Genomic DNA, 24,138 nt, shown 5'->3' on the forward strand with positions numbered 1-24,138 from the left:
CCGGCTGCCTTACCGGGCCCCGGCTTCCTGCAGCGCGACCTCGAGCTGGTCCCAGCCCCTGGCATCGGTCTGCTGGCCGTTGATGAAGAAGGTCGGCGTGCCGGTCACATCGTTCTGGCTGGCCTGCGTATTCGAATTTTCCGCAATGCTCTGCACCTTGTCGGTATCGGCAAGGCACTGGCGCGCCTGGTCGCGGCTCAGCCCGCGGGAAGCAAAGAAATCTATCAGGCCGACCGCCTCGGCCACGCCGACCAGACGCTCGTCCTCAGGCCCGGTCATGGCCGCTTCGATGGCCTGCCCGTTTGCTTGCGCGCCGCCCATGATGGTCTGGAAATTGCGCCACACCTGCTCGGACAGCGGGTGGAAGCTTTCGGGGCTGCCGCAACGGGCCAGTACCGCCACCGACAGGTCGATGGGATCGCGGACCAGGTTGCGTAATTCGAAGGACACGCGCCCGCTTTCCACATATTCGGACTTCAGCGGTTCGACGCCGGTTTCGATGAAGTTGGCGCAGGCCCCGCAGGTGTAGGACGCATATTCGATCAGCTTGATCGGTGCGTCGGGATTGCCGACGATATAGCCATCGGCATCCGACACGGCGACCGTATCGAGCCAGGACTGGCCTTCCGGCGCGGGAACTTCCGCGACAGGCTCTCCCGAGAGTGAGCCGGCGGTTTCGGCCTCGTCACCGCAAGCCGCCAGCGCAAGAGCGAGGGGAAGGGCGATCAGCGTGGTGCGAAAAGGGTTCATCGTTGTCCTCTCCTGAAAGGGGGAAGCTAGCCCGTTACGGGCAGGGAAGGGATGGCAGGCGCCGCGGTTTTGCACAGCCTGCGAGCGGGTTCGAGGGGGAGTTATGCAATCCTCGGGCCGCTACTCAAGGGAAAAGGCGCTGTCGGTGGAAAGTTCGCTCGATTCGCCGAGCCCGTCGTCTTTCCCCTGATCTCCGTCCAGCCGTGCCTGGATCTGCGGCTGCAGCGCGTCCCAGCCATGCACCCCGTCCAGCAATTCGCCGTCGATGGCGAAGCTGGGCGTACCGCGCACGCCGTACTCCGCCGCGTCCGAGCCCGTCGCCGCGACCAGCGCTTCCATCCGCTCGGTATCGGCCAGGCACCGGTCCAGCGCCGGCCGGTCATAGCCGCGCTGCTCGAAAATTTCGTAGAATCCCAGGTCGCTGGCGATATTGCGCAGCCGCTGCGGAATGGGCCCGTTGACCCATCGCTGTTTCTGGGCCGCGGTCGCAGTGCCCGCCTTTTCCAGCCAGTCGTCCTGGGCGAACATCAGGGCCGCGTGATTGCGCAGGAACTTGTCCTTCGGCCCGCACCATGCCGCCATCGCCGCGGCAAGGTCGATGGGATTGCGGATGACGTGCCGCATCTCGACCCGTGTCTTGCCCGATCCGACATAGGCCAGCTTCATCACCTCGCCGCCCGTGCGCGCGTAATGTCCGCAATGCGAGCAGGTGTAGCTGGAGAAATCCGCGACGGTCATTTCGGCATCGGGATTGCCGACCGTGTGGAACGCCTCCCCGCGCTCTATTGCCAGCGTCCAGTTCTGGCCCGCGCCCATCATGGCAAGGGCTGCGACAGCCAGCAGGGATGCGCCAGTGCGCCGACCGATTTTCATGGGAATTACCTGTCCTGTTCCTGATCCGCCTTGCGCCCGTCCCCGAGGCTGCGAGCTAGGCCTTCGAGCACAGCGCGCAGTTCGGGGTCGCCAACATCGCGCAGGCTTTCCCCCAGTTCCATCGGGATCGGCTTGAGCGAGGGCGGGGCCTTCGGCTTGTCTCCAGCACGCGGCGCCTGAACGTTGCCTTGCCGTATCTTGACCCGGGCCACCGCCTTATAGCCGAAGAAGCGGTTCACCCGCTCGATGATCTCGGGAATGACGTGCTGGATCAGCGGGGCGTGGGCCGGCATCACGACCAGTTGCAGGATGCCTTCCGCCCGTTCGCCGGGAGGGAAGCGAATGGCTTCCGGAGAGCTGACCTGCGCATGGGCATTGCCCACGATTTCCGGCCAGCGGGTGACGATATTGGATTGCACGAAGCCGAAGCGACGAAACGCGGTGCGCCCGACCTGCGGGGTCAGGTCGCCGATCGCCTTCGCCCCGCGGCCGCGCGGCCTTTCGTAGGGCCGGGCCTTGGCGCGCGGTTTCGCAGGCGTCTTCGCCCGCGCGCCGGCAGCTTTGCCGGACGGTTTCGTGCCCTTGCCGGAGGTTTCGTCAGCATCCCGTTCCATCGTGCGAAAAGCCATGCCATAGGCACCGCGTGACCGCCACCGGCAAACAGGACTTGCGCGCAATTCCGGACGCGCTGCTGGAATGGTACGACGCCCATGCCCGCGACCTGCCGTGGCGCAGCCCGCCGGGCGACGCGCCCCCGGACCCATACCGCGTCTGGCTGTCGGAGGTCATGCTGCAACAGACGACCGTTGCGGCGGTCAAACCCTATTTCGAGAAATTCACTGCGACCTGGCCCAGTGTCGATGCCCTGGCAAAGGCGCAGGATGCCGATGTCATGGCGGCGTGGGCGGGGCTGGGCTATTATTCGCGGGCCCGCAACCTGGTGAAGGCGGCGCGGGCCGTGGCGCAGGCGAGCGCGTTTCCGGGCACGGAAAAAGGCCTGCGCGCGCTGCCGGGCGTGGGTGAATATACCGCCGCCGCAATCGCCGCGATCGCTTTTGGCCAGCGGGCGGTGGTGGTCGATGCGAATGTCGAACGGGTGGTCGCCCGCCTGTTCGCGATCCGTCAGCCCTTGCCCGCTGCGCGCAAGGCAATCCGGGCAGCGACGGACCGGATTACGCCGGACGAGCGGCCGGGCGATTTCGCGCAGGCGATGATGGATCTGGGATCGTCCCTCTGCACGGTGCGGGCTCCGAAATGCCTTATATGTCCGCTTGCCGCGGCGTGCGAAGGACGGTTGCAGGAACCCGAAACCCTGCCGGTAAAGGCCCCGAAGAAGGTGAAGCCCGTCCGGCGCGGACAGGCTTACTGGATCGAGCGGGATGACCGTGTCTGGCTGGTCGCGCGGCCCGGCACGGGGATGCTCGGCGGGATGCGGTCGCTGCCGGACGACGGATGGAATGCTGGCGGCGACGGGTCGGGCATCGCTCCGCTGGATGTGAAGTGGACCTTGCTGGGCACGGTATCCCACGGCTTCACGCATTTCGCGCTGGAAATGGATGTGCTGGGAGCCACGGCCGAAACCGATCCCCCGGGGCAGGGCACATGGTGGCCGGTGGCGCAGCTGGACGATGCCGGACTGCCGACGCTGTTCGCGAAGGCGGCGCGGCTGGCCCTGTCGGACGCCAGAAGCTGACCGCCCGGATGGAGGTCAGATGATACCGCCGCCGATGCTCAGCCGGATGGCGGCAATGATGCCGACGACGATGCAGAAATTGCGCCCGGCATTCCCGCTGCTCGACAATTGTCCGGCCACGATGCCCAGCACCAGGACGGGCAGGGCAAGCCAGTTCGCCCAGCCGAGAAAGGGGATGGTCCCCAGGATGACGATGGGCAGCACGAGCACGCCCAGCAAGATTGCAATGATGTTTCCCATGTGTGTTATATGGGTAAAGCACCGCGCCTTTTCAAGAGCAGATTGACCGTGCACCCCGCATGCCGCAGGAAGCGTATCGAAAAGCGATGAGAGAGGAATTGCCAATGGCTTACCGGACATTCGACGACGGCTTCAATCAGGCGCAGGTCAGCCGCCGGGCCCTGCTTCGCGGCGGGGCGCTGGCCGGGGCCGGTGCGCTGCTGGCCGGTATGCCGATGGGGCGCGCGGCGCTTGCCCACAATCATGCAGGCGGGGCGATGCACGCGATGGCGTGGCCCGGCGTGACCGAGGAAGTCACCGGCTATGTCGCGAAAGGAAAGGTCGCCAACATGCTGGCGACCTTCGGCTGGGGAACGGGCGATGCGCTCCAGACCGTTGGCGGCGGGAAGCTGACTATCGGCCAGCCTGCGATGGCCGACGCGGACAGCCTGTATCGCATCTATTCCATGACCAAGCCCGTGACCGGCATGGCAACGATGATGCTGATCGATGACGGCAAGCTCGGCCTCGACCAGCCGCTGGCCGAAATCCTGCCGGCCTATTCCGACATGATGGTGCAGAAGACCTATGACGGGTCGATCACCGATCTCGTCCCGGCAGAGCGGCCGATCACGATCCGGCAATTGCTGACCCATACGGCAGGGCTTGGCTATGGCATCATCCAGAAAGGTCCGATCACCAAGGAATACGAGCGGCTCGGGCTCGTGCCCGGACAGGTCAGCCGTATCCCGATCCCGGGCATCGGACGGGCCAAGCCGGTGGAGGGTCTTGCCAATTTCGCCGACCGGCTGGCCGAGGTGCCGCTGGTCCTGCAACCGGGCACGAAATGGAGCTATTCGGTCAGCCTCGACCTGCTAGGCCGCGTGATCGAGGTCGCGAGCGGCACCGATTTCGCCAGCTTCCTGCAGGACAATATCTTCACCCCTGCCGGCATGGACAGCACGTATTTCCAGGTGCCGCGCAGCGAAGTCGGGCGTTTCACGACCAATTACGGCATCCTCAACGGCACACCCCTGCCGATCGATCCGGCGGCGGCCTCGATCTATCTCGACGAACCCGCCTTCCCGTTCGGCGGCGCAGGGCTGGTCAGCAGCCCGCGCGACTATGACCGCTTCCTGCGGATGCTGCTGGGCTACGGCAAGATCGACGGCAAGCGCGTGATGGGCGAGCTGGCCGTGCGGGTCGGTACGCGTAACATCCTGCCCTCGACCGTCCAGACAGAAGGGACGTGGATCGAAGGGCAGGGCTTTGGCGCAGGCGGCCGTGTGACGGGTGGCGCATTCGGCTGGGGCGGCGCTGCGGGAACGGCGGCATTTGCCGATTTCGGCAGCGGCCTTCGCGCACAGCTTTATACCCAGTACATGCCGAGCGAGAGCTATCCGATCCAGAACCAGTTCCCCGACCTGGTGCGCGCGGACCTCGCCGCCATGACCGGCAAGGGCGGAGCCGAGTGAACGGTCCTGATACCATGACGAACAGACCTGTTGCTTTTACCGGTTCGCGGCTCGACCGGGCAGACAACCTGCGCGCCGATCCCGATGCGCTGGCGGGAATGATGAACTGGAAGGCGCGGCTGCTCGCGCTCGACGGTCTCATGCCGCAAATGGACGATACAGGTGGCCTGCTATGGGGATCGCTGGCCGACGCACCGGAGGATGCGGAACTCGTTTTCCTCGGGCTCGACCCGGCGGGCGATGGCCCGGCGAAGCCCTGTTTCGCCGCCGTCCCGCAGCAGGGTGATGCGGCCCCGCGCATCAGCAACCCGCGCGTATGGGCCGCGATGATGGCGCTTTCGGCAGACGATCTCGCCATTTACGGCGGCGCGCGCAGCATCGTGAACTGGCATGCAAGGCACCGTTTCTGCGCCCAGTGCGGCAAACCGACCCGCATCGCGAAGGGCGGCTGGCAGCGCGATTGCCCGGCAGAGGCGGGCGGATGCGGAGCGCAGCATTTCCCGCGCACCGACCCCGTCACCATCATGCTGGTCGAACGCGACGGCGAATTGATGCTGGGCCGGGGCAAGGGCTGGCCGGAGAAAGCCTATTCCGCGCTCGCCGGGTTCGTGGAACCGGGGGAAAGCATGGAGGAAGGCGTCGCGCGCGAAGTGCTGGAGGAATCGGGCATCGTCGTCCATTCCGTCAGCTACATCGCCAGCCAGCCCTGGCCGTTTCCCTCGCAGCTGATGATCGGCTGCCATGCGCTGGCAGAGCCGGGCGACATCGATGTGGACACTACCGAGCTGGAGGATGTGCGCTTCTTCACCCGCGAAGAGGTGCAGGCCGCGATGAACAGGGAAGAAGGCGCCCCGTTCGGCGCGCCTCCGCCGCAGGCCATTGCCAATCACCTGCTTGGCTGGTGGCTGGAAAGGACAGGATCATGACCGAAACAGGCACCAAAGGCGATACCGGTAATGCCCGCCGCATGACCATCGACATCTGGTCCGACGTGATGTGCCCGTGGTGCCTCGTCGGATGGGGAAACCTGTCGCAGGCGCTGGACCAGCTTGACGGCGAGATCGACGCAGACATTCGCTGGCACGCGTTCGAGCTCAATCCCGACATGGGGGAGCAGGGCGAAGACCGCACCGCGCATATCGCCCGCAAATACGGCCGCACGATCGACCAGTCGAAACAGGTGCAGGGCCAGATGCGCGAGGCGGCGCAGGCTGCCGGCGTGTCCCTCGATTACGAGGGCGAGGAGCCGGCGCCCGAAGCGATGATGTGGAACACCTTTGCCGCGCACCGCCTGCTGTCGTGGACGCTGCAGAACCGGGGCGCGGAAAAGCAGACGGAGCTGAAGCTCGCGCTGTTCAAGGCGCATTTCAACGAACGCCGCCGCATCGGTGGTCGCGACGTCCTGCTGGATGTGGCCGAAGGCGTCGGGCTCAGCCGGGAAGACGCCCTGTCGGCCTTTGCCGACGATGCAACCGCCGCGCAGGTCCGCTCTGAAGAGCGGCAGGCGTTCGAGGCGAATATTACCGGCGTCCCCGCCATGGTGATCGAGGGCAAGTTTTTGGTGCCCGGAGCGCAGCCACCCGAAGCCTATGTCAACGCGCTGCGCCGCGTGGCGGCAAAAACCGCCGCCTGACAATTCGCGGCAGGATAAGCGCACAATAGGCAAACGCCTCGCAATCCATCGATTGCGAGGCGTTTTTCACGAGTGGTCGCGGTGATTTCGGTTCTGGGTCAGTCCTGATTGCCGCTCTTGATCGCGGCCATCGTCTTGGGACCCTTGCGCGCGTCCTGTTCGGGGTTGTCAGAGCCGATTTCCGGCTCGCGGTTGTCCGGATCGGTCGCGCGGTTGTGCTCGTCGCGCTTGCCGACGCGGACATTCACGCCGCCTCCCGAACTGCTGCCCTGCGAAGGAGTCGGCAGGTCGGTCATCTCGTCGATCAGGTCGTTGTCGGGGTGCGTGCTCTGGCGTTCGGGCATGTGCTTTCTCCTTTCCCCACCAACGGTTCCGGGCGGGGCAGGGTTCCGAGAAGAGGGAAGGGGCCGTGTGCGTCAGGCCTTTCCCGCCGGCTCATCTACACCGCTTGTTAAGCGCGTTTTCCTACGAAGCGGTATGTTCGCGAGAAACATGACAATCAGGCTCGATCGCCTGTCGGGGGCGGGCGCTGTCCCGCGCCTGGATGCAGGCAGGCGCCTTTCCGCGCTGATGGCCGCCGCGCTCGGATCGTCCATGATCGCGCTTGCCGTCATCACCGCGAAGACCGGCATCCGGTTCCACTCGGAATTCCTGGGCATCGCCGGCCTAGCCGTGATGACGGCGGTCTTGTCGCTCTATTGCGATTTTCGCGGGCTCGGCTGGCGCATTGCCGACCTTGCCAGGCTGATGACATTCTTCATCGCCAGCCTCCTGCTGTGCGGCCTCGTGTCGAATGGCGGACTGGGCCTGCGGATGCCCGTGGCCGACCCGTTGCTGGCAAGCATGGACGCGTATCTGCCGCTGGACAGCCGCAGCATGGTCTATTTCACGGCATCGCAGGATATGGCGGTCAGGGTCCTGAAATGGGCCTATGACAGTTCGGCGATTCTCTGCCTCGCCGCTGCCGCGTGGATGGTCGCCAGCGGCGAGAGACTGCGGTTCTGGCGGTATGTCGCGACGGCGATCGTGACCATGCAGGCAACGGCCATCGCGTAGATGTTCTTTCCCGCTCGCGGCGCAATCCTGCACTACGATATGAAAGGCCCCGGACTGGAAGGGTTGCCGATCGGCGCCGGCACCTATGCCGGACAGACATTCGATTTGTTCTATTCCGGCGTCGGCCGGGTCGTCAGGATCGAGGATCTGAACGGGATCGTTACCTTCCCGTCGTTCCACACCGTTCTCGCGCTGCTGATCGTGCAGGGCGCCTATGCAACGCCTGCAAGGTGGCCCGCCATCGTCTGGGCGGCGCTGACCATCGTGTCGACGATCCCGATGGGCGGGCATTACGTGACCGACCTGATCGGCGGTTTCGCGGTCTGGGCGGTATCGCTGAAACTCGTGGAACGTATCTCGGCCCGGTGAGGTCGGGCTTGGCAGGATAGAGACGGGGCTAGATCAGGCCCAGGCGCTGGAGCTTTCCGGCCAGCCTGCCGGGCAGGACATCGCCGATATCCTCGCCGTCTTCCAGGTCTCGCGGGGGCTCAATCTTGAGATAGCGCCAGCCCTGGTGCGCACGCTTGGGCACGGGCATCACGCGAATGAGGCGCGGTTCGAGGTCGATCGACCAGCGCCCGGTCTTCGTCTCCGAAAAGCCCGTGATGGGGCTGCGGGCGACGATGTTGTGCTGGTGGATCCAGAACAGCGAGCCACCGATGCATTCCTGCCACCGGGTCGGGCGATAGCGGGTGGTGAGATTGGGGCTGCGACGCCCGGCATACCAGCTTTCGATATCGTCGAAGCTCTGCGCCCCGAAGGCTATCTTGGTCAGGTTGAGCGGCATCGGCTCCAAGATAGGGCGTCCCTCCCCGACCTCAAGGCGCTGGTCCCGTCAGGCAGCCAGTCCGGACAGCACCGCGAGGCCAAGAAACGCGAAGAAGCCCATGGAGTCCGTGATCATCGTCACGAATACGCTGCTGGCAAGCGCCGGGTCGGTATCCAGCCGGTCGAAGATCACCGGCACCAGCACGCCCGCCAGTCCCGCCACCACGACGTTGATGATCATGGCCGCCGCGATGACGCCGCCCAGCATGGGGCTGAAAATCACCCAGGTCGCCAGCCCGATCAGGACGGCGATGGTCGCACCGTTCATCATCGCAACGCGCATTTCGCGCCATAATATGCGCTTCGTGTTTGCCTGCGTCAGCTGGTTCATCGCGATGGCGCGCACCGTCACGGCCATCGTCTGCGTGCCGGCGTTTCCGCCGATGCTGGCGACGATCGGCATCAGCACGGCAAGCGCGACCAGCTTCTCGATCGCGGCGCCGAAGGCGGCGATGATCAGCGAAGCGACCAGCGCGGTGCCCAGATTGGCGATCAGCCAGCGCACGCGGCTGCGATAGGCGTCGCGCAGCGGTTCGTTGATGTCGCCTTCGCCTGCGCCCGACATCAGCAGCGCGTCCTCGCCCGCTTCCTCGGCGATGATGTGGACCACGTCGTCGACCGTCATCTGGCCGACCAGGCGCTCGTTCTCGTCCACCACGGCAGCGGAGATCAGCGCGTATTTCTGGAACATCAGCGCGACTTCTTCCTGGTCCATCGATACCGGGATCAGGGTCTGGTCGCGCTTCATCACATCGGTCAGCGCGACAGTGCGGGGCGCGCGCAGGATCCACGACAGGTTGCACGTGCCGACCGGGTGATGCGCGGCATCGACCACGAAGATTTCGAAGAATTCCGTCGGCAGGTCGTTTTCCGCCCGCAGCATGTCGATGAGGTCGCCGACCTTCAGATGTTCGGGCACCGCCACGAATTCGCGCTGCATGAGGCGCCCGGCGGTTTCTTCCGGGTAGGACAGGGCGTTTTCGATGACGGCGCGGTCGCCCGCATCCATTTCCGCCAGGATGGCGGCCTGGTCCGGCTCGTCGAGGTCCTCGATCAGCTGGACGGCGTCGTCTGTGTCCAGCTGTTCGGCAATCAGCGCGACCGCGTCGGCGGGCATCGCCTCCATCATGTCTTCGCGCACGAAGTCGTTGAGTTCGGCCACGACATCGCTGGTCATCAGGTCGCTGATGGCCACTGCCAGCTGCGCACGTTCGTCGCGGTCGAACAGTTCCAGGAGGTCGGCCACGTCGGCCGGATGCAGCGGTTCGACAAGGTCGTAGACCGCCTGCTTGTCGCCCGCATCCAGCGCATCCTCGACCGCGCGGACATAGGCCGGCTTCAGCCGGTTTTCCTCGTCGTGACGCTCGTCGTCGATCCGATCGTCCGGGCGGCCCCGGCTCTCCGCGTCCTCGAGATCGAGGTCGGCCACATTGGTGTCGTAGTCGAGAGGCTCGGGCGAGGTCATGCGCCTCGCTCTAGGCAGCGGGCGCACAAAAGCAAGCGCGGGGAATGCTGGCATGCCATCATGCTCGCCGGGGTAGCGGCGCGCGGCACGGGTCGCTAAGGCCGCGGCAAGATTGCATCAAAGGAGACCAATTCAATGGCCGATACACTGACCTTCACTCTCGACACCGGCGACGGCAATGGCGGCGACGTCGTGATCAAACTGCGCCCCGATCTCGCACCGAACCATGTCGAGCGTATCGCCGCGTTGGCAAGCGAGGGGTTCTATGACGGCGTGATCTTCCACCGCGTGATCGACGGTTTCATGGCACAGGGCGGCGATCCGACCGGCACCGGCATGGGCGGCAGCGAGAAGCCCGACCTGAAAGCGGAATTCAATTCCGAACCGCATGTGCGCGGCACCTGCTCCATGGCCCGTTCGCAGATGCCGGACAGCGCCAACAGCCAGTTCTTCATCTGCTTCGGCGATACCGAGTTCCTCGACGGCCAGTACACCGTCTGGGGCCAGGTGACCGAAGGCATGGACCATGTCGACGCGCTGCCCAAGGGCGAGCCGCCGGCGAACCCGGGCAAGATCGTCAAAGCGACCGTCAGCTGATCCGATGGGCCGGGCGCGTGCTGCACTGATTCGCCGCGCGCCCGTCCTTGCCGTGCTGCCGCTGCTGGCGGGATGCATCACGGCCTATCCCGACCTGACCCAGTCCCGCAGCCCGTGCCGGACCGAGCCGGGTGGCTGGTGCGATTTCGTGCGCGAAGCGGCGGTAGAGGCGTATCCCTACGCCATGCTGAGTTCCAACGCCTATGCGGACGAGGATACCTATACCGACCTGCCTTACGCATTCCTCGAGCGGGAGCAGACCGGGAATGACGATAGCGGGTTCGCCTATTCCGTGTTCGACCGCCACGCGGTCGAGGGCACGCGCCGCATCCTGAAGGCGCGCGTGATCGCGTTTCGGGGGACGGAGTTCGGCTCTACGTCCGACATCGTGTCGGGTTCGCTCGGCGATGCGCAGCGCGACCAGGCACGCGCGGTCTACGCGGCGGAGCGGGCGGCGCTGGACGCGGAAGGCTATACCGACATCCCGATCGAGACGACCGGCCATTCGCTGGGCGGGGCACTGGCGACGCAGATCTCCATCGACAATCCCGGCGTTCGCGCCTTCGTGTTCAACACCTCGCCTTTCTTCAGCGGTGATCCCGGCCGCGGCGACATGGACCGGCTCGCGATCACGGAACGCGGCGAGTTCCTGCGCGTCCTGCGGCGATACAAGGCCCCGCCAGCATCGGAAGCCATCGTCATCAATTGCAATCCATCGGATAGTGCGGGCGAGAAACACTCGATCCGGCGGCTGGCCGACTGCCTGACATGGATCGCGGCCTATGCCGACGACGCCGCGTTCGAAGTGCTGGCACCGAACGGCATCGCGAAACCGGAAATCGAATGCGGCGAGGCGGACAAGCGGCATCCGGGGCCCGATGCCGAACCGGCACTCTGCCCGCACGCGCCGAAGGACGAAGAAGAGGCCTAGAGCCCGGCCTTTGCCAGCCAGTCGTGGAACAGGCGCACGGGCCTTTCCTCCAGCGCCGTGGGCTTGCAGACGAACCAGTAGCTGTAGGGGCTGTCCACATCGACATCGAACAGGTCCGTCAATCGCGGGTCGGCGGCCCTGCGGCGATGGTCGTCATGCATGATCGCGATGCCCAGGCCCTGCGCCGCCGCTTCCAGCATCAGCTGGCCTGAATCGTAATGGTCGATGGCGACAGGCTCCAGGTCGCGCAGGCCGATTTCCTCTTTCCACGCGGTGAAGCTCTCGGGCAGCTCGTTGTGGATCAGGAAAGTCTGCTTCGCCAGTTCGGCCTCGATCGGCTTGTCGCTGATGGAGGCGGCAAGTTCGCGGCTGGTGATGGCGTGAACCTTGTTCTCGTCCAGCCTGATTGCGTGAAGCCCCCGTTCCGGACCTTCCGACAGGATGATCGCGGCATCCAGCGTATCGCCGACGCGCGCTTCCAGATGGGCGCCGGTATCGATGTCGATATGCAGCAGCGGATGGAGGCGGCGCAGTTCGCCCAAATGCGGGAACAGGCGCTGGCTGCCGAACAGGGGCAGGACGCCAAGCCGCAGGCGCAGCAGCGACATATTGTCGGACTGGCTCTCCACCGCGCGGGCGAGCGCTTCGAATTGCGGCGCGACCGCTTCGTAGAAGGCGTGGCCTTCATCGGTCAGCTGCATCGACTGCCGGGCGCGGGTGAACAGTTTCTTGCCGACGAATTCTTCCAGGCTGGCGATCCGGCGGCTGAGCGCGCTGGGGCTGAGCCCGAGCTCCTCCGATGCCGCGCGTGCAGAACCGAGGCGGACAGTGCGCATGAAAGCTTCCAGAGCGCGCAGGGGCGGTAATCGGCGGAGGGGCATGGGCGCAATCTAGGGCAAGGCCCGCGGTTGTCGAGGCGTATTCGGGCGGATTTTGCGAACATCGCAAAACGGCGATGCGAAGACGCCCGGGGCCTAGCTTTCCTCGTCTTCCTCGGCCTGTTCCGGCTGGTGCAGGCGGACCCGGGTGACGTGGGTCTCGTCGCCTGCCAGCACCTCGATCTTCCAGCCGCTGGAATGCTCCACCACCGTGCCGACGGGGGGAACCTGCTCGGCCAGGATGAAGGTCAGGCCGCCCAGCGTGTCTACCGCTTCCTCGACATCGGCGAGGCGCGGATCGAGGTCGCGGGCGACGTCTTCCAGCTCTGCGCGGGCATCGCAGTCCCACATGCCGTCGCCGATGGGCACGACCCATTGCACCGGCGCCTCGTCATGCTCGTCCTCGATCTCGCCGACAATTTCCTCGACCAGGTCCTCGATGGTGATGATGCCGTCCGTGCCGGAAAACTCGTCGACCACGATGGCAAGGTGCATCCGGCGGGCGCGCATGTCGGCCAGCACGTCCAGCGCGCCGCGCGCCTGCGGTACGTAGAGCGGTTGCCGCATCAGGACGGTCCAGTCGTCCGGCGGGACCTTGCCGGTGGCGAGGTAGGGGAAGACGTCCTTGATGTGGATCATGCCGATCACGTCGTCCAGCTGGTCGCGATAGACGGGCAGTCGCGAGTGGCCGTGTTCGGAGAATATGCCGATCAGCTTTTCCCACGGCGCGGTGGCCTCGACGGCGATGATCTCTCCGCGCGGCACGGCCACGTCGTCGGCATCGTGTTCGCTGAAATGGAGGAGGTTGCGCAGCATCTGCCGCTCGACACCGGACAGGTCGCCATTCGACGGCTCTTCCTCGTCGGCCTCGCTCTCGCCCTCGTGCTGGTCGATGGTTTCTTCCAGCTGCTCGCGGAGCGAACGCTCCCCTGTATCGAGGCGCAGCAAGCGCCGCATTGCGGGCAGCAGCCCGCCGCTACTCTCGGCTTCTCCCGCGCCGGAGCTTCTATCGCTGTCTGTGTCGGGCATGGCCCTCTTGGTCACTCCTCAAAGTTGCGGTCCCCATATGGGTCCGCGATACCCATTAACGCAAGCGCTTCGATTTCCAGTTTTTCCATTGCCTCTGCCTGCGCGTCGCTGTCGACATGGTCGTGGCCGGTAAGATGGAGCAGCCCGTGGATGAGAAGGTGGGCGGCATGGTCGGCCAGGGCGATGGACTTGTCGCCCGCTTCTTTCGCGCAGACTTCCAACGCCAGGGCGATATCGCCCAGCATTTCCGGCGGTCCGTCGTCTTCCAGCCCGAGGAAGCTTTCACGCTCCAGCATCGGGAAGGAAAGGACGTTGGTCGGCTTGTCCCGCCCGCGCCATTCGCGGTTGAGGGTGTGGACCTCCTCGTTCGAGGTGAACAGGATGCTGGCCGTCAACCGGTCATGGCCCAGCGCCGGTTCGACTGAGATCGCGGCGCCTGCGGCCCGTTCGCACAAGGCGGTCCAGTCGGTCCCGGACGGCCAGTCTTCTACATCGATATCGAGGTCCACTTACTCGATCGGCCCTTCATAAGCCTCGACAATGCGGCCCACGATCGGGTGCCGCACGACATCGGCGGCGCTGAACCGGACGGTTCCGAAGCCTTCTATGCCTTCCAGCTTGTCGACTGCGTCGGCAAGTCCGCTCATCCGGTCGCCGCCGGGGATATCGACCTGCTTGGGGTCGCCGCACACCACCATGCGGCTGTTCTGGCCGAAGCGGGTGAGGAACATCTTCATCTGTTCCTTCGTCGTGTTCTGCGCCTCGTCCAGGATGACGAAGGCATCGGCCAGCGTGCGCCCGCGCATGAAGGCGATGGGGGCGATCTCGATTTCTCCGCTGGCGATGCGGCGTTCCACCTGTTCGGGCGGCATGCAGTCGAACAGCGCATCGTAGAGCGGGCGCAGATAGGGATCGACCTTGTCCTTCATGTCGCCGGGCAGGAAGCCGAGCTTTTCCCCGGCCTCAACCGCCGGACGGGACAGGATCAGGCGCTGGACGCTGCCGGTGATGAGTTGGCTGACCGCCTGCGCCACGGCGAGATAGGTCTTGCCCGTACCCGCCGGGCCCAGCGCAAAGATGATGTCGTCGCGCGACAGGCTGCGCATGTATTCGATCTGTTTCGCACTGCGCGGAACGATGGTTTTCCGGCGCGTGCGGATCATGATCGGGGCGCTGTCCTGCTTGCCCGAGATGATCCCTTCCAGCGTCGGTTCGTTCGACATGGCAATCAGGGCCTCGATCGCGCCACCATCCAGATCCTGTCCACGGGCCAGCCGGTCATACATGCTCTGCATGACGTCGCGCGCACGGGCGACGGCATCTTCGGGTCCCTCGATCTCGACCTTGCCCCCGCGCGCGGCAATGAACACGCCGAGGCGATTCTCGACCTGCACCAGATTGGCATCAAATTGTCCGAACAGGGGGCCGAGAAGCGACTGGTTGTCGAACGACATTTCCGTGCGGGCACGGCGAATTTCGCGGCTGGGGACGGGATCGGGTGAAATCACCGGATCGGCGGCGGATGTCGGTTTACGGCCCATATGCGGCTTGGCGCGGTCCTTTCGTGTCAGGACCTTAAATGTAGGCGCTTACGGGCGGCTGACAAGCGGCATCGATGCAGGTGGCTGGGGAAAGTAACCTGGCTGTCACTATAGGCGGCGCGGGACGGCCCGATGGCCGCCGCGCGCCGTCAGGCGGCGACAGGTTCGCGCGGCCGCGCAGCCAGCGAATTGGGATTGGCCTGCACCAGTTCCACCCCGACCACATCGCCGAGCGAATAATCGCCTTCGAACCAGGCGCTTTGCAGCCACGGCGTCTTGCCCAGCCACTGGCCGGGCAGGCGGCCCTTGCGTTCGATCAGGACGTCGCACGTCTTGCCGACGCTGGCTTCGTTGAAGGCGAGCTGGTGGCGGCCGATGGCGGCCTGCAGGCGTTGCAGCCGGTCGTCCATGACTTCCATCGGAACCTGTCCGTCCATGGTCGCGGCAGGCGTGCCGGGGCGGGGCGAATACTTGAAGCTGAAGGCGTGGGCATAGCGCACTTCATCGACGATCCGCAGTGTGTCCTCGAACTCGGCCTCGGTCTCGCCGGGGAAGCCGACGATGAAGTCGCCGCTGATGGCAAGATCGGGCCGGGCAGCGCGAAAGCGTTCCAGCAGCCGGACATAGCTTTCCGCCGTGTGGCTGCGGTTCATCGCCTTCAGCACGCGGTCATTGCCCGATTGCACCGGCAAGTGGAGATAGGGCATCAGCTTGCCGACTTCGCCGTGCGCGGCAATCAGGTCGTCGTCCATGTCCGCCGGATGGCTGGTGGTGTAGCGGATGCGCTTCAATCCATCGACGCGGTCGAGGGCGCGGATCAGGCCGGCAAGACCGACCTTGCGGCCGGCCTCGTCCTCGCCGCTCCACGCGCTGACATTCTGGCCCAGCAGGGTGATTTCCTTCGCCCCGGCTTCCACCAGTCCCTGAGCTTCGCGGACCAGGTCACCATAGGGGCGGGAGATTTCCATTCCGCGGGTGTAGGGCACGACGCAATAGGTGCAGAACTTGTCGCAACCCTCCTGCACGGTCAGGAACGCGGTCGGCGCGCTCTTGCGGCGGCGGGGCAGGGCATCGAACTTGGCGATGGGCGGCATGTCGGTATCGGTCGCCCGTTCGCCCGCCACGGCCCTGTCGAGCATTTCCGGCAGCCGATGATAGGCCTGCGGGCCGACCACCATCGACACGGCAGGCGCGCGCTTCATGATCTCCTCGCCCTCTGCCTGCGCGACGCAGCCTGCGACCGCGATCATCGGCGCCTTCTCCTGCGTCTTGCCCTTGGTCAGGCGGCCGATGTCGGAATAGATCTTTTCCGCCGCACGCTCGCGGATGTGACAGGTGTTGAGCACCACCAGGTCCGCATCCTCGCCCTCCGGCGCAGGGGTGATGCCTTTTTCGGCCAGCAGCTCGCCCATACGTTCGCCGTCATAGACGTTCATCTGGCAGCCGAAGCTCTTGACCCTGTAGGTCCGCGGTTGATCGGTCGGTTTCATGAGACTGCCGCCCTTAGTCGAATAGGGCGGCCTCTTCAATCCGCAGCTAAGGGGCAGGCGGCTCTTCGGCAGGAACATCGGCGGCCAGTTCCGGCGCGCTGTAGCGGATGGGTTCGACGTTGAACTTGAACGGGCGCACCTCGTGGCCGAGGCACTCGGTCAGCTTCGCCTCGATTTCCTCGCGCGCCTTGGCGGCGATGGCCTTGCGCCCGCGATACTCCTCGGGGCTGAACGGATCGAGATAATGCAGGTGCAGGTCGAATGTGCCGCGGCGGCTGAGCACGCGCTTGAAATTGTTGACGCCGCTTTCGTTGTCGATCCATCCCAGCCATTCCGCCTGAGGCCCGTAATCGATGACGACCGGCTGGACGAGGACGCCGGGCGGCGGCGGCTCCAGCACGCTCAGCATGCTGGACTTGAACGGCAGCAGCGAATGGCCGTCGGTCGTCGTGCCTTCGGGGAAGACGGTGACGGACCAATTGTCCATCAGCGCCTCTCGCAGGGCATTGATCTGCTCCGCGACGCCCAGCCTGTTCTCGCGCTTCACGAAGACGGTCCGGTTCATCCGGCACAGCCAGCCAACGAGCGGCGCTTCGGCCAGTTCGGCCTTGGCGACGAAGGCGGTCCCGCTCGCGCCTGCCAGCGACAGGATGTCGAGCCACGAGACGTGGTTGGCGATGAAGAAGACGTCGCGCCTCAGCGGCGTGCCGTGGACCCTCACCTTCGCGCCCGAAATCCGTGCGGTCAGCCCCAGGAACCACATCGGGAAGGGCGAGCCATAGGCGAAGACGCGGTAAAGGTAGTGCAGCGGCACGAAGACCAGCAGCGCCAGCCCGATCAGCGCGGTCCGTATGGAGAAGCGCACCCATTCCATGAAATTGAGCGGCGTCGGCACGCCCTTTGCCGCGGCGGCGCGGTGACGCCATTCGTTGCGCAGCGGATCGTGCCGGCGTCTCGGGCGCGGGCCGGTGACCGCCTTCTGCCCGTCGATGTCAGTCGTCCCGTTCGAGGCGGACACCGTAAAGCTCCATACGGTGATCGACGAGACGATAGCCCAGCTTCTCGGCAATCTGCTTCTGCAGGGCCTCCAGCTCGGGATCGACGAATTCGACGACCTTGCCGCTTTCCACATCGATCAGGTGATCGTGATGCGCCTCGGGTGCGGGTTCATAGCGCGCGCGCCCGTCGCCGAAATCGTGGCGGTCGAGGATGCCCGCCTCTTCGAACAGGCGGACGGTGCGATAGACGGTCGCGATGCTGATCTTGGGATCGATGGCGCTGGCCCGGCTGTGGAGCAGTTCGACATCGGGGTGGTCGTCGCTGTCGGACAGGACGCGGGCGATGACCCGGCGCTGTTCCGTGATGCGCAGACCCTTGTCGGCGCAAAGCTGTTCGAGATCGATTGCGTCGGGCAAGTAAGGGCTCCCTGGATCGGACCGGCAGACGGCGCCCGGATGAAAAAGGCGCCCTGACCCCTTAACGGGGCAGAGCGCCTGTCTCAACCTTATGTCGCAAGGCCGGGGCTGTCATCCCCGCCATGCGGCACCGGATCAGTCGACTTTCTTCTTGCGACCGCGCTTCTGGCCCGGCTTGCGGCCCAGACCGATCTTCTTCGCCAGTTCGCGGCGTTTTTCCGCGTAGTTCGGCGCGACCATGGGATAGTCGCTCGGCAGGTTCCAGCGTGCGCGGTATTCTTCCGGAGACATGTCGTAATTGGTGCGAAGATAGCGCTTCAGCATCTTCAGCTTCTTGCCGTCTTCGAGGCAGACGATGTAGTCCGGCTTCACCGATGCACGGATGGAAACCGCCGGTTCGGGCGTTTCCTCTTCCACCTGCGCGCCATTGCCGAGACCAGCGAGCGCGGCGTGCACTTTCGTGATCAGGGCCGGTACGTCGTCCACTTCCACGTTGTTGTTGCTGACATGGGCAGCGACGATGTCGGACGTCAGCGTAATCAGCGTCTCCGACATATCGAGTTCTATTGTCTCCATGAGAGTTATCCTTTGCGATCGATATTTTATTGGGATGCCGGATATTCCCGTCCATCCTGCCTGTAGCCCATGTAGCACAAAACGTCATCTTGCAATGGGCAGGCCGTTAAGAACTGGACGGCCGTCCGATATAATTAGTCTTCAAAGGATGAAGCTAAAGTGTGCGGGCGAAAGTAATCGCATCCAGACGGCTGCCGTCGGACAGCTTGTAATAGGCCTTTCGCCGGCCGATCGGGGCAAATCCTGCCGCGTCATACAGGCTGACCGCCGGATTGTTTTCGCGCATTTCAAGGAAGATGCGTTCTACGCCCCGTTCGCGCGCACTGCCTGACAGGATGTCGAGCAGGTGCGCGCCGAGGCCCGACCGGCGATGCTCCGGCCGGACGGCGATCAGCAGCAGCTCTTCCTCGCCCGGCGCAGCGCGCGTCATGGCGAAACCGGCGGTTTCCTGCGGGCTTTGCGGTTCGGACCCGTCGGCGGCAACCAGCACGTACCGCGTGGAGGGCATGGCGAGCGAGGACGCGACCTGCCGCTCGTTCCATGCCTCGCCCCAACGCGGGTCGAAGCTCGCCTCCATCACCAGCATGATGGCCGCCAGCGGGTCGAGCGGTTCGCCCGCCGCTTCCTGCAAGGGTCCGTCTGGGTCCTGGCCGGAAAGATCGTTCATGCCGGTGGTGCGGCGACTTTTCGCGCAGGCTTCGCATCGGCGGCGCGGCCATAGATGGCCGATACCGTGTCGGTCAGGTGATGGGCAGCGAGCAGGGGGAAATGCCGTGCGTCGGGGCCGAGGTCGATGGACAGGCGCTCGCCGGGCAGGATGCCTGCTGCCTCCGAAGCGCGATTGCCGACGATGACTGCATGGCGACAGGCGGCGGCGGCTTCTTCATGGGGCAGGGAACGGACCTCGTCCTCGGCGCGGCGCTGCTCGTCGAAATTCTGGACGAACCATTGCGAATGGCCGCCTTCCATGCAGACGCTGACGGGCCTCAGCTTCGGTTGCCAGCTACGCGCCGCAACCAGGGCGAGGGTCGGGTAACCGAGAACCTGTGCGCCCCAGGCGATGCCGAGCGCCCTTGCGGCGGCAATCCCGATCCGGATGCCGGTGAAACTGCCCGGTCCCAGCGAAACGCAGATGCGGTCGGCGCGCCCCCGCTCCGGCAGCTCCGCGATCATCGGCACCAGGCGTTCGGCATGACCGCGGCCCAGCACTTCGTGCCGGTGATCGACCAGCGCCATCCGCTCGCCTTCGAACAGGGCGACGGAGCAAGCCTCGCTCGCGCATTCGATCGCCAGTGTCCGCATCTTAGCTGTCATGGCCAGCGCCGATGCCCCACCGGTCGCGGTTCATCAAGGGGGCAGGGAATGGAGGAGTGACGCTGGAGGCACCTGGCACGCCGGCGGCCGTCAGACGATCCGGTTGAACTTGTCGAAATCCGGGCGCGGGCTGCGGTCGAAAATCGTGGTCTTGTCGCCATAGCCGATCGACATGATCCAGTCCGCCTTCACGCGCGGGCCGTCTTCTTCCTGCCCGGCGAAATAATGCTGTGTCACCTTGTCCAGATCGACGCCCGACATCGGGCCGCAGTCGAGGCCGAGGGAGCGGGCCGCGATCAGCATATACGCACCTTGCAGGGCGGAATTGCGCGCCGCGCCTTCGCGGCGTCCGTCCTCGTCGCCTTCGAACCAGCTTTTCGCATCGGCATGCGGGAACAGCCACGGCAGTTCCTCGTGGAAATCTACATCGTAGCCGATGATGACCGTGACCGGCGCGGCCTTGATCTTGTCGGCATTTCCTTCCGAGGCGAATCCGGCGAGCGTATCCTTCTCTTCCTGGCTGCGGACCCACACGAAGCGGCCCGGCTGCATGTTGGCAGAGGTCGGTCCCATCTTCGCAAGTTCGTAGATCGTCTCGATCTGCGCCTTCGTCACTTCCTTGTCGAGCCAGCCATTATAGGTCCGAGCTTCGCGAAAGATCTGGTCGAGGGCGTCGGCGGAAAGGGTGTGGCCGTGAAACTGCTTGGTCATGAATGTCCCGCTGTGTCTGGAATGGAAAATCAGGCTGCGCGGACTTCAACGACCTCCGGGACGTAATGTTTCATCAGGCGTTCGATTCCATGCTTCAGCGTGGCGGTCGAACTGGGGCACCCGGCGCACGCGCCCTGCATGCCCAGATAGACGATCCCGTCCTTGTATCCGCGATAGGCGATATCCCCGCCATCGCCGGCCACGGCGGGCCGCACGCGGGTATCGAGCAATTCGTGGATCTGGGCGACGATATCCGCATTGGCGGGGTCTTCCTCCACCACCATCGCGTCTTCTTCGGGCGGTACGGAGATGCCGCCTGCGGATCCGGGCATGAAGAGCGGGGCCTGGCTCACGAAATGGTCGAGCAGGATGGCCACGACCTGCGGTTTCAGGTCGCTCCAGTTGACCCCGGGCGCGGCCGAGACAGAGACGAAATCGCCCCCGAACATGACGTTGGTGACATCGCCCGTGTCGAAGATGGCCTGGGCCAGCGGGCTGGCGGCGGCCGCCTCGGGCGAGGTAAATTCCCTTGTGCCGGAATCCATGACCTGCTGCTGCGGCAGGAATTTCAGCGTGGCGGGGTTGGGCGTCGTTTCGGTCTCGATAAACATGCCCCGGATGTAAGAAGCGGGCAGGGGCGGGGCAAGCTATTCACTCGTGCTTCACGCGTTTGCTGCCTATATGCGGCCCATGACTGTAATTTCGCGCGCCGCACGGCCCCTCGCGTTCCTCCTTCCCCTGACACTGCTCGCCGTTCCCATCGGGGCGCAGGATGGCCCGGCCATCGACGTGCCGCAGCCGCAGGCGGTCCAGGGCGAAGGCGAAGTTCCGTGGCTGTACGAAGGCAGCAACATACCGGTCGACCGCGAATGGACGTTCGGTGCGATGGATAACGGCCTGCGCTATGCCGTGCGCCGCAACGGCGTGCCGCCCGAACAGGTCAGCATCCGCATCCGCATCGATGCAGGCTCTCTCCACGAACGCGACAGCGAACAGGGCTATGCCCACCTGCTGGAACACCTGCTGTTCCGCGAGAGCAAGTATCTTGGTTTTGCCGAGGCGATACCCCGCTGGCAGGCCATGGGCGCGACGTTCGGCAGCGATACCAATGCCGAGACCAGCCCGACGCATACCGTGTACAAGCTGGACCTGCCCGGCGCGACGCCCGAAAAGCTGGACGAGAGTTTCCGCCTGTTGAGCGGCATGGTCCGCGAGCCGGTGCTTGAAAGCCGCCAGCTCGGGGCAGAGGTGCCTATCGTCCTGGCGGAAAAGCGGGAACGCGGCGGCGCGGCCCAGCGCGTGGGCGACGCGACGAGGGAGACGTTCTTCGCCGGACAGCGCCTAGCCACGCGATCGCCGATCGGGACCGAGGAAACGCTGACCGGCGCTACCCCGGCCGCGGTGCAGGCATTCCATCGCCGCTGGTACCGGCCCGAAAATGTCGTCATCTCGGTCGCGGGCGATGCCGACCCCCGCGTTCTGGCGGGTCTGGTCGAGAAATATTTCGGTGACTGGAACGTGGAGGGGCAGCCCGAAGCGGCGCCCAATTTCGGCGATCCGGTTGCGCCGGAGGGCGCGACGGGCTCACCCGCAGTGGGCGAGACCACGGTGCTGGTCGAGCCCGACCTCCCGCGCAGTTTCACCTACGGCATCATGCGGCCCTGGCGTCCGGTGCAGGATACCATCGTCTACAATGAAGGCCTGCTGATGGATGCGCTGGCACAGGCGCTGATCAACCGGCGCCTGGAAGCGCGGGCGCGGGCCGGGGGGTCCTACCTCTACGCGCAGGTCCAGCAGGACGACGTCAACCGGTCCTCCGACGCGACCTTCGTGACCTTCGCACCGCTGACCGATGACTGGCAGACCGCGCTGGCCGACGTTCGCTCCGTGATCGCGGACGCCGCCGCCACCCCGCCGAGCGAGGAGGAGATCGCCCGCGAATATGCCGAGTTCGACGTCAATTTCGCCGCCCTGGTGGCGGAGCGTGACGTGGCCCCCGGCGCGCGCCTGGCGGACAATATCGTGCAGGCGGTGGACATCCGCGAGACGACGGCCTCGCCCGAGACGGTTCTCAAGGTTTTCCGCGACATGCGCCCCCGCGTGACGCCGGATGCCATCCTGCAGCGGACCCGCGCCCTGTTCCAAGGCGATGTCGTGCGGTCGGTCTACACGACCCCCGCCACCGGCGAGGTCGACCGCGCCGCGGTGCAGACCGCCCTGCGGCAGGATGTGACCGCCGATGGCAGCGCGCGGCTGGCGGAAAACGCCATCACGTTCGACGAGCTTCCGGCCCTCGGCACGCCGGGCAGCATGGTATCGAACACTCCTGTCGGCCTGTTCGAGATCGAGCGGGTCGAACTGGCGAACGGCGTCACCGCGCTCCTGTGGCCCAATGATGCGGAACCCGGCCGCGTGACGGCGAAGGTCCGTTTCGGCGCCGGGTACCGCGCTTTCGAACCGGAGGACGCCGCCTATGTCGGGCTCGGCCGGATGGCGCTTGTCGGCAGCGGTTTCGGAGAGGTCGGCGAGGAAGAGCTCGACCGGCTTGCCACGGGCCGCAAGCTGGGCTTCGACTTCGATATCGAGGATGCGGTGTTCTCCTTTACCGCGCAGACGCGGGCGGAGGATCTGGCCGACCAGCTATACCTGTTCGCCGCGAAGCTGGGCGATCCGCGCTGGGATGCCAATCCTGTGATTCGCGCGCGGGCCGCATCGCGCCTCGCCTACGATACCTTCGCGACGAGCCCGGGCGGATTGCTGGGCCGCGACCTGGAATTCCTGCTGCGCGACCGCGATCCGCGCTTCGCTACGCCGACGCCGGAGGCCCTGGCCCAGGCGACGCCCGAAGGTTTCCGCGAGGTATGGGAGCCGCTTCTGGCGCAAGGTCCGGTCGAAGTCCTGATCTTCGGCGAATTCGACCGGGAAGCGACGATCGACGCTTTGACCCGGACATTCGGCGCGCTGCCGGAACGCACGCCCATCCCGGCGGAAATCGCGAACCGCGGATCGACCTTCCCCGATGCTGGCGAAACGACCATCCTGGAACATCGCGGCGATGCGAACCAGGCCGCCGCAGTCATTGCATGGCCCAGCGGCGGCGGTGTCGCGGACCTGCGGGAATCGCGGCAGCTCGAAATCCTGACGTCGGTCTTCAACAACCGGCTGATGGACGCCATGCGCGAACGGGCCGGGGCCAGCTACGCCCCGCAAGTCCGCTCATCCTGGCCGGTCGACATGGAAACGGGCGGCAACATCCTGGCCGTCGCCCAGCTGAAGCCGGAAGACGTGCCTGCCTTCTTCACCGCCGCCGATGCCATCGCCGCCGACCTCACCGCCAATCCGCCGAGCGCGGAGGAACTGGCGCGTGTGACCGAACCCCTGCGGCAGACGATCATGCGGGCGAGCACTGGGAACACCTTCTGGCTTTATCAGCTGGAAGGCTCGACCCGCGACGAACGGCGCGTCCAGCTGGTGCGCAGCCTGCTGAGCGATTATTCGCAGACCACGCCGGAACGGATGCAGGCACTGGCCGCAAAGTATTTCGGCGGGCGCGAGGGATACCGCGTTGCTGCCATTCCCGAAGGGCAGGAACTGGCGCGTGCGCCCGGCAACCGGGGTGCTGCCGAGCCGACCGCCGCCGCTGCAGGTCGATAGGACGAACCGC

Annotated in this window: 28 protein-coding genes; 9 read left to right on the forward strand and 19 right to left on the reverse strand. The window is 65.4% G+C overall.

The annotated features are described in order from the left end of the window. Positions 1-9: 9 nt before the first annotated feature. The 3 genes from ACGHJ7_RS02535 to ACGHJ7_RS02545 all read right to left on the reverse strand — a co-directional run bounded on the left by ACGHJ7_RS02535 (position 10) and on the right by ACGHJ7_RS02545 (position 2,252). A complete protein-coding gene (locus ACGHJ7_RS02535) occupies positions 10-750 on the reverse strand; it encodes a thioredoxin domain-containing protein (protein ID WP_390474369.1) in 741 nt (246 codons plus the stop codon). 120 nt (positions 751-870) lie between these two features. Further along, positions 871-1,623: a DsbA family protein gene (locus tag ACGHJ7_RS02540; protein ID WP_390474371.1), complete on the reverse strand. Its 753-nt coding sequence runs from the start codon at positions 1,621-1,623 to the stop codon at positions 871-873. A gap of 5 nt (positions 1,624-1,628) precedes the next feature. Beyond that, positions 1,629-2,252: a DUF721 domain-containing protein gene (locus ACGHJ7_RS02545; protein WP_390474373.1), complete on the reverse strand. Its 624-nt coding sequence runs from the start codon at positions 2,250-2,252 to the stop codon at positions 1,629-1,631. 14 nt (positions 2,253-2,266) lie between these two features. Here ACGHJ7_RS02545 and ACGHJ7_RS02550 point away from each other — a divergent pair, with 14 nt between their 5' ends. Beyond that, positions 2,267-3,316, forward strand: coding sequence for an A/G-specific adenine glycosylase (locus tag ACGHJ7_RS02550; RefSeq protein ID WP_390474375.1), 1,050 nt, complete (start codon positions 2,267-2,269; stop codon positions 3,314-3,316). Between the two features lie 15 nt (positions 3,317-3,331). Here ACGHJ7_RS02550 and ACGHJ7_RS02555 read toward each other — a convergent pair whose 3' ends face one another. After that, positions 3,332-3,556: a hypothetical protein gene (locus ACGHJ7_RS02555; protein ID WP_390474376.1), complete on the reverse strand. Its 225-nt coding sequence runs from the start codon at positions 3,554-3,556 to the stop codon at positions 3,332-3,334. Between the two features lie 104 nt (positions 3,557-3,660). Between ACGHJ7_RS02555 and ACGHJ7_RS02560 the strand changes: the two genes are divergently transcribed. The 3 genes from ACGHJ7_RS02560 to ACGHJ7_RS02570 are packed head-to-tail and all read left to right on the forward strand — an operon-like array spanning position 3,661 to position 6,643. Then, positions 3,661-5,010 carry a serine hydrolase domain-containing protein gene (locus tag ACGHJ7_RS02560; protein ID WP_390474378.1) on the forward strand — a complete coding sequence of 450 codons (1,350 nt, stop codon included), beginning with the start codon at positions 3,661-3,663 and terminating at the stop codon, positions 5,008-5,010. Positions 5,011-5,024: 14 nt separating this feature from the next. Then, positions 5,025-5,936, forward strand: coding sequence for an NAD(+) diphosphatase (gene nudC / locus ACGHJ7_RS02565; protein WP_390474380.1), 912 nt, complete (start codon positions 5,025-5,027; stop codon positions 5,934-5,936). Further along, positions 5,933-6,643, forward strand: a complete 711-nt coding sequence (locus ACGHJ7_RS02570) for a DsbA family oxidoreductase (protein ID WP_390474381.1) — start codon at positions 5,933-5,935, stop codon at positions 6,641-6,643. Before nudC ends, ACGHJ7_RS02570 begins: the two co-directional genes overlap by 4 nt. 98 nt (positions 6,644-6,741) lie before the next feature. Here ACGHJ7_RS02570 and ACGHJ7_RS02575 read toward each other — a convergent pair whose 3' ends face one another. Next, entirely contained in the window at positions 6,742-6,987 is a 246-nt protein-coding gene (locus ACGHJ7_RS02575) for a hypothetical protein (protein WP_390474383.1), read from the reverse strand. Positions 6,988-7,135: 148 nt separating this feature from the next. Here ACGHJ7_RS02575 and ACGHJ7_RS02580 point away from each other — a divergent pair, with 148 nt between their 5' ends. Together ACGHJ7_RS02580 and ACGHJ7_RS02585 are read left to right on the forward strand one after the other, a co-directional pair. Further along, positions 7,136-7,699, forward strand: a complete 564-nt coding sequence (locus tag ACGHJ7_RS02580) for a hypothetical protein (RefSeq protein WP_390474385.1) — start codon at positions 7,136-7,138, stop codon at positions 7,697-7,699. Beyond that, positions 7,700-8,068, forward strand: coding sequence for a phosphatase PAP2 family protein (locus ACGHJ7_RS02585; RefSeq protein WP_390474386.1), 369 nt, complete (start codon positions 7,700-7,702; stop codon positions 8,066-8,068). 28 nt (positions 8,069-8,096) lie between these two features. On the opposite strand, the gene ACGHJ7_RS02590 is transcribed toward ACGHJ7_RS02585, so the two are convergent. Continuing rightward, entirely contained in the window at positions 8,097-8,486 is a 390-nt protein-coding gene (locus ACGHJ7_RS02590; RefSeq protein WP_390474388.1) for a DUF1489 family protein, read from the reverse strand. A 48-nt stretch (positions 8,487-8,534) separates the two neighbouring features. Then, a complete protein-coding gene (gene mgtE, locus ACGHJ7_RS02595; RefSeq protein WP_390474390.1) occupies positions 8,535-9,992 on the reverse strand; it encodes a magnesium transporter in 1,458 nt (485 codons plus the stop codon). Between the two features lie 135 nt (positions 9,993-10,127). Here mgtE and ACGHJ7_RS02600 point away from each other — a divergent pair, with 135 nt between their 5' ends. Next, complete coding sequence (locus tag ACGHJ7_RS02600; protein ID WP_390474392.1) at positions 10,128-10,589, forward strand: peptidylprolyl isomerase; 462 nt, start codon at positions 10,128-10,130, stop codon at positions 10,587-10,589. Positions 10,590-10,593: 4 nt separating this feature from the next. After that, the gene (locus ACGHJ7_RS02605) at positions 10,594-11,520 is read left to right on the forward strand and encodes a hypothetical protein (RefSeq protein WP_390474394.1); all 927 of its coding nucleotides are present in this window, start codon (positions 10,594-10,596) and stop codon (positions 11,518-11,520) included. On the opposite strand, the gene ACGHJ7_RS02610 is transcribed toward ACGHJ7_RS02605, so the two are convergent. The 12 genes from ACGHJ7_RS02610 to ACGHJ7_RS02665 all read right to left on the reverse strand — a co-directional run bounded on the left by ACGHJ7_RS02610 (position 11,517) and on the right by ACGHJ7_RS02665 (position 21,085). After that, complete coding sequence (locus ACGHJ7_RS02610; protein WP_390474395.1) at positions 11,517-12,401, reverse strand: LysR substrate-binding domain-containing protein; 885 nt, start codon at positions 12,399-12,401, stop codon at positions 11,517-11,519. The two genes, ACGHJ7_RS02605 and ACGHJ7_RS02610, sit on opposite strands and share 4 nt — an antisense overlap. A 93-nt stretch (positions 12,402-12,494) precedes the next feature. Next, a complete protein-coding gene (locus ACGHJ7_RS02615) occupies positions 12,495-13,427 on the reverse strand; it encodes a hemolysin family protein (RefSeq protein ID WP_390474397.1) in 933 nt (310 codons plus the stop codon). A gap of 11 nt (positions 13,428-13,438) precedes the next feature. Then, entirely contained in the window at positions 13,439-13,936 is a 498-nt protein-coding gene (ybeY, locus tag ACGHJ7_RS02620) for an rRNA maturation RNase YbeY (protein WP_390474399.1), read from the reverse strand. Further along, the gene (locus ACGHJ7_RS02625; RefSeq protein ID WP_390474401.1) at positions 13,937-14,968 is read right to left on the reverse strand and encodes a PhoH family protein; all 1,032 of its coding nucleotides are present in this window, start codon (positions 14,966-14,968) and stop codon (positions 13,937-13,939) included. Positions 14,969-15,117: 149 nt separating this feature from the next. Beyond that, complete coding sequence (miaB, locus tag ACGHJ7_RS02630; protein ID WP_390474402.1) at positions 15,118-16,458, reverse strand: tRNA (N6-isopentenyl adenosine(37)-C2)-methylthiotransferase MiaB; 1,341 nt, start codon at positions 16,456-16,458, stop codon at positions 15,118-15,120. A gap of 46 nt (positions 16,459-16,504) precedes the next feature. Next, on the reverse strand, positions 16,505-17,476 hold the full coding sequence (locus ACGHJ7_RS02635) for a lysophospholipid acyltransferase family protein (protein WP_390474404.1): 972 nt from the start codon (positions 17,474-17,476) through the stop codon (positions 16,505-16,507). Next, positions 17,451-17,873: a Fur family transcriptional regulator gene (locus ACGHJ7_RS02640; RefSeq protein WP_390474406.1), complete on the reverse strand. Its 423-nt coding sequence runs from the start codon at positions 17,871-17,873 to the stop codon at positions 17,451-17,453. The genes ACGHJ7_RS02635 and ACGHJ7_RS02640 overlap by 26 nt, the downstream gene beginning before the upstream one ends. 135 nt (positions 17,874-18,008) lie before the next feature. After that, positions 18,009-18,449, reverse strand: coding sequence for a MucR family transcriptional regulator (locus ACGHJ7_RS02645; RefSeq protein WP_390474407.1), 441 nt, complete (start codon positions 18,447-18,449; stop codon positions 18,009-18,011). 154 nt (positions 18,450-18,603) lie between these two features. Further along, entirely contained in the window at positions 18,604-19,116 is a 513-nt protein-coding gene (locus ACGHJ7_RS02650) for a GNAT family N-acetyltransferase (protein ID WP_390474409.1), read from the reverse strand. After that, complete coding sequence (gene tsaB / locus ACGHJ7_RS02655) at positions 19,113-19,763, reverse strand: tRNA (adenosine(37)-N6)-threonylcarbamoyltransferase complex dimerization subunit type 1 TsaB (protein ID WP_390474410.1); 651 nt, start codon at positions 19,761-19,763, stop codon at positions 19,113-19,115. The genes ACGHJ7_RS02650 and tsaB overlap by 4 nt, the downstream gene beginning before the upstream one ends. Positions 19,764-19,853: 90 nt before the next feature. Continuing rightward, positions 19,854-20,474, reverse strand: coding sequence for a malonic semialdehyde reductase (locus tag ACGHJ7_RS02660; RefSeq protein ID WP_390474412.1), 621 nt, complete (start codon positions 20,472-20,474; stop codon positions 19,854-19,856). Between the two features lie 29 nt (positions 20,475-20,503). Continuing rightward, the gene (locus tag ACGHJ7_RS02665; protein ID WP_390474414.1) at positions 20,504-21,085 is read right to left on the reverse strand and encodes a NifU family protein; all 582 of its coding nucleotides are present in this window, start codon (positions 21,083-21,085) and stop codon (positions 20,504-20,506) included. Between the two features lie 79 nt (positions 21,086-21,164). On the opposite strand from ACGHJ7_RS02665, the gene ACGHJ7_RS02670 reads away from it, so the two are divergent. Next, positions 21,165-24,128, forward strand: a complete 2,964-nt coding sequence (locus tag ACGHJ7_RS02670) for a M16 family metallopeptidase (protein WP_390474416.1) — start codon at positions 21,165-21,167, stop codon at positions 24,126-24,128. Positions 24,129-24,138 lie beyond the last annotated feature (10 nt).

The organism is Altererythrobacter sp. MTPC7, from assembly GCF_042851395.1.
In the GTDB taxonomy this organism is placed as follows: domain Bacteria; phylum Pseudomonadota; class Alphaproteobacteria; order Sphingomonadales; family Sphingomonadaceae; genus CAJXSN01.

Coding starts and splice junctions, on each gene's coding strand:
- miaB (WP_390474402.1), bottom strand. CDS start 16,458: ATGAAACCGACCGATCAACCGCGGACCTACAGGGTCAAGAGCTTCGGC.
- nudC (WP_390474380.1), top strand. CDS start 5,025: ATGACGAACAGACCTGTTGCTTTTACCGGTTCGCGGCTCGACCGGGCA.
- ACGHJ7_RS02645 (WP_390474407.1), bottom strand. CDS start 18,449: ATGGAGACAATAGAACTCGATATGTCGGAGACGCTGATTACGCTGACG.
- ACGHJ7_RS02580 (WP_390474385.1), top strand. CDS start 7,136: ATGACAATCAGGCTCGATCGCCTGTCGGGGGCGGGCGCTGTCCCGCGC.
- ACGHJ7_RS02625 (WP_390474401.1), bottom strand. CDS start 14,968: ATGGGCCGTAAACCGACATCCGCCGCCGATCCGGTGATTTCACCCGAT.
- ACGHJ7_RS02610 (WP_390474395.1), bottom strand. CDS start 12,401: ATGCCCCTCCGCCGATTACCGCCCCTGCGCGCTCTGGAAGCTTTCATG.
- ACGHJ7_RS02545 (WP_390474373.1), bottom strand. CDS start 2,252: ATGGCTTTTCGCACGATGGAACGGGATGCTGACGAAACCTCCGGCAAG.
- ACGHJ7_RS02615 (WP_390474397.1), bottom strand. CDS start 13,427: ATGCCCGACACAGACAGCGATAGAAGCTCCGGCGCGGGAGAAGCCGAG.
- ACGHJ7_RS02575 (WP_390474383.1), bottom strand. CDS start 6,987: ATGCCCGAACGCCAGAGCACGCACCCCGACAACGACCTGATCGACGAG.
- ACGHJ7_RS02570 (WP_390474381.1), top strand. CDS start 5,933: ATGACCGAAACAGGCACCAAAGGCGATACCGGTAATGCCCGCCGCATG.
- ACGHJ7_RS02600 (WP_390474392.1), top strand. CDS start 10,128: ATGGCCGATACACTGACCTTCACTCTCGACACCGGCGACGGCAATGGC.
- ACGHJ7_RS02660 (WP_390474412.1), bottom strand. CDS start 20,474: ATGACCAAGCAGTTTCACGGCCACACCCTTTCCGCCGACGCCCTCGAC.
- ACGHJ7_RS02555 (WP_390474376.1), bottom strand. CDS start 3,556: ATGGGAAACATCATTGCAATCTTGCTGGGCGTGCTCGTGCTGCCCATC.
- ACGHJ7_RS02535 (WP_390474369.1), bottom strand. CDS start 750: ATGAACCCTTTTCGCACCACGCTGATCGCCCTTCCCCTCGCTCTTGCG.
- mgtE (WP_390474390.1), bottom strand. CDS start 9,992: ATGACCTCGCCCGAGCCTCTCGACTACGACACCAATGTGGCCGACCTC.
- ACGHJ7_RS02665 (WP_390474414.1), bottom strand. CDS start 21,085: ATGTTTATCGAGACCGAAACGACGCCCAACCCCGCCACGCTGAAATTC.
- ACGHJ7_RS02670 (WP_390474416.1), top strand. CDS start 21,165: ATGACTGTAATTTCGCGCGCCGCACGGCCCCTCGCGTTCCTCCTTCCC.
- ACGHJ7_RS02560 (WP_390474378.1), top strand. CDS start 3,661: ATGGCTTACCGGACATTCGACGACGGCTTCAATCAGGCGCAGGTCAGC.
- ACGHJ7_RS02540 (WP_390474371.1), bottom strand. CDS start 1,623: ATGAAAATCGGTCGGCGCACTGGCGCATCCCTGCTGGCTGTCGCAGCC.
- ACGHJ7_RS02585 (WP_390474386.1), top strand. CDS start 7,700: ATGTTCTTTCCCGCTCGCGGCGCAATCCTGCACTACGATATGAAAGGC.
- ACGHJ7_RS02605 (WP_390474394.1), top strand. CDS start 10,594: ATGGGCCGGGCGCGTGCTGCACTGATTCGCCGCGCGCCCGTCCTTGCC.
- ACGHJ7_RS02650 (WP_390474409.1), bottom strand. CDS start 19,116: ATGAACGATCTTTCCGGCCAGGACCCAGACGGACCCTTGCAGGAAGCG.
- ACGHJ7_RS02590 (WP_390474388.1), bottom strand. CDS start 8,486: ATGCCGCTCAACCTGACCAAGATAGCCTTCGGGGCGCAGAGCTTCGAC.
- tsaB (WP_390474410.1), bottom strand. CDS start 19,763: ATGACAGCTAAGATGCGGACACTGGCGATCGAATGCGCGAGCGAGGCT.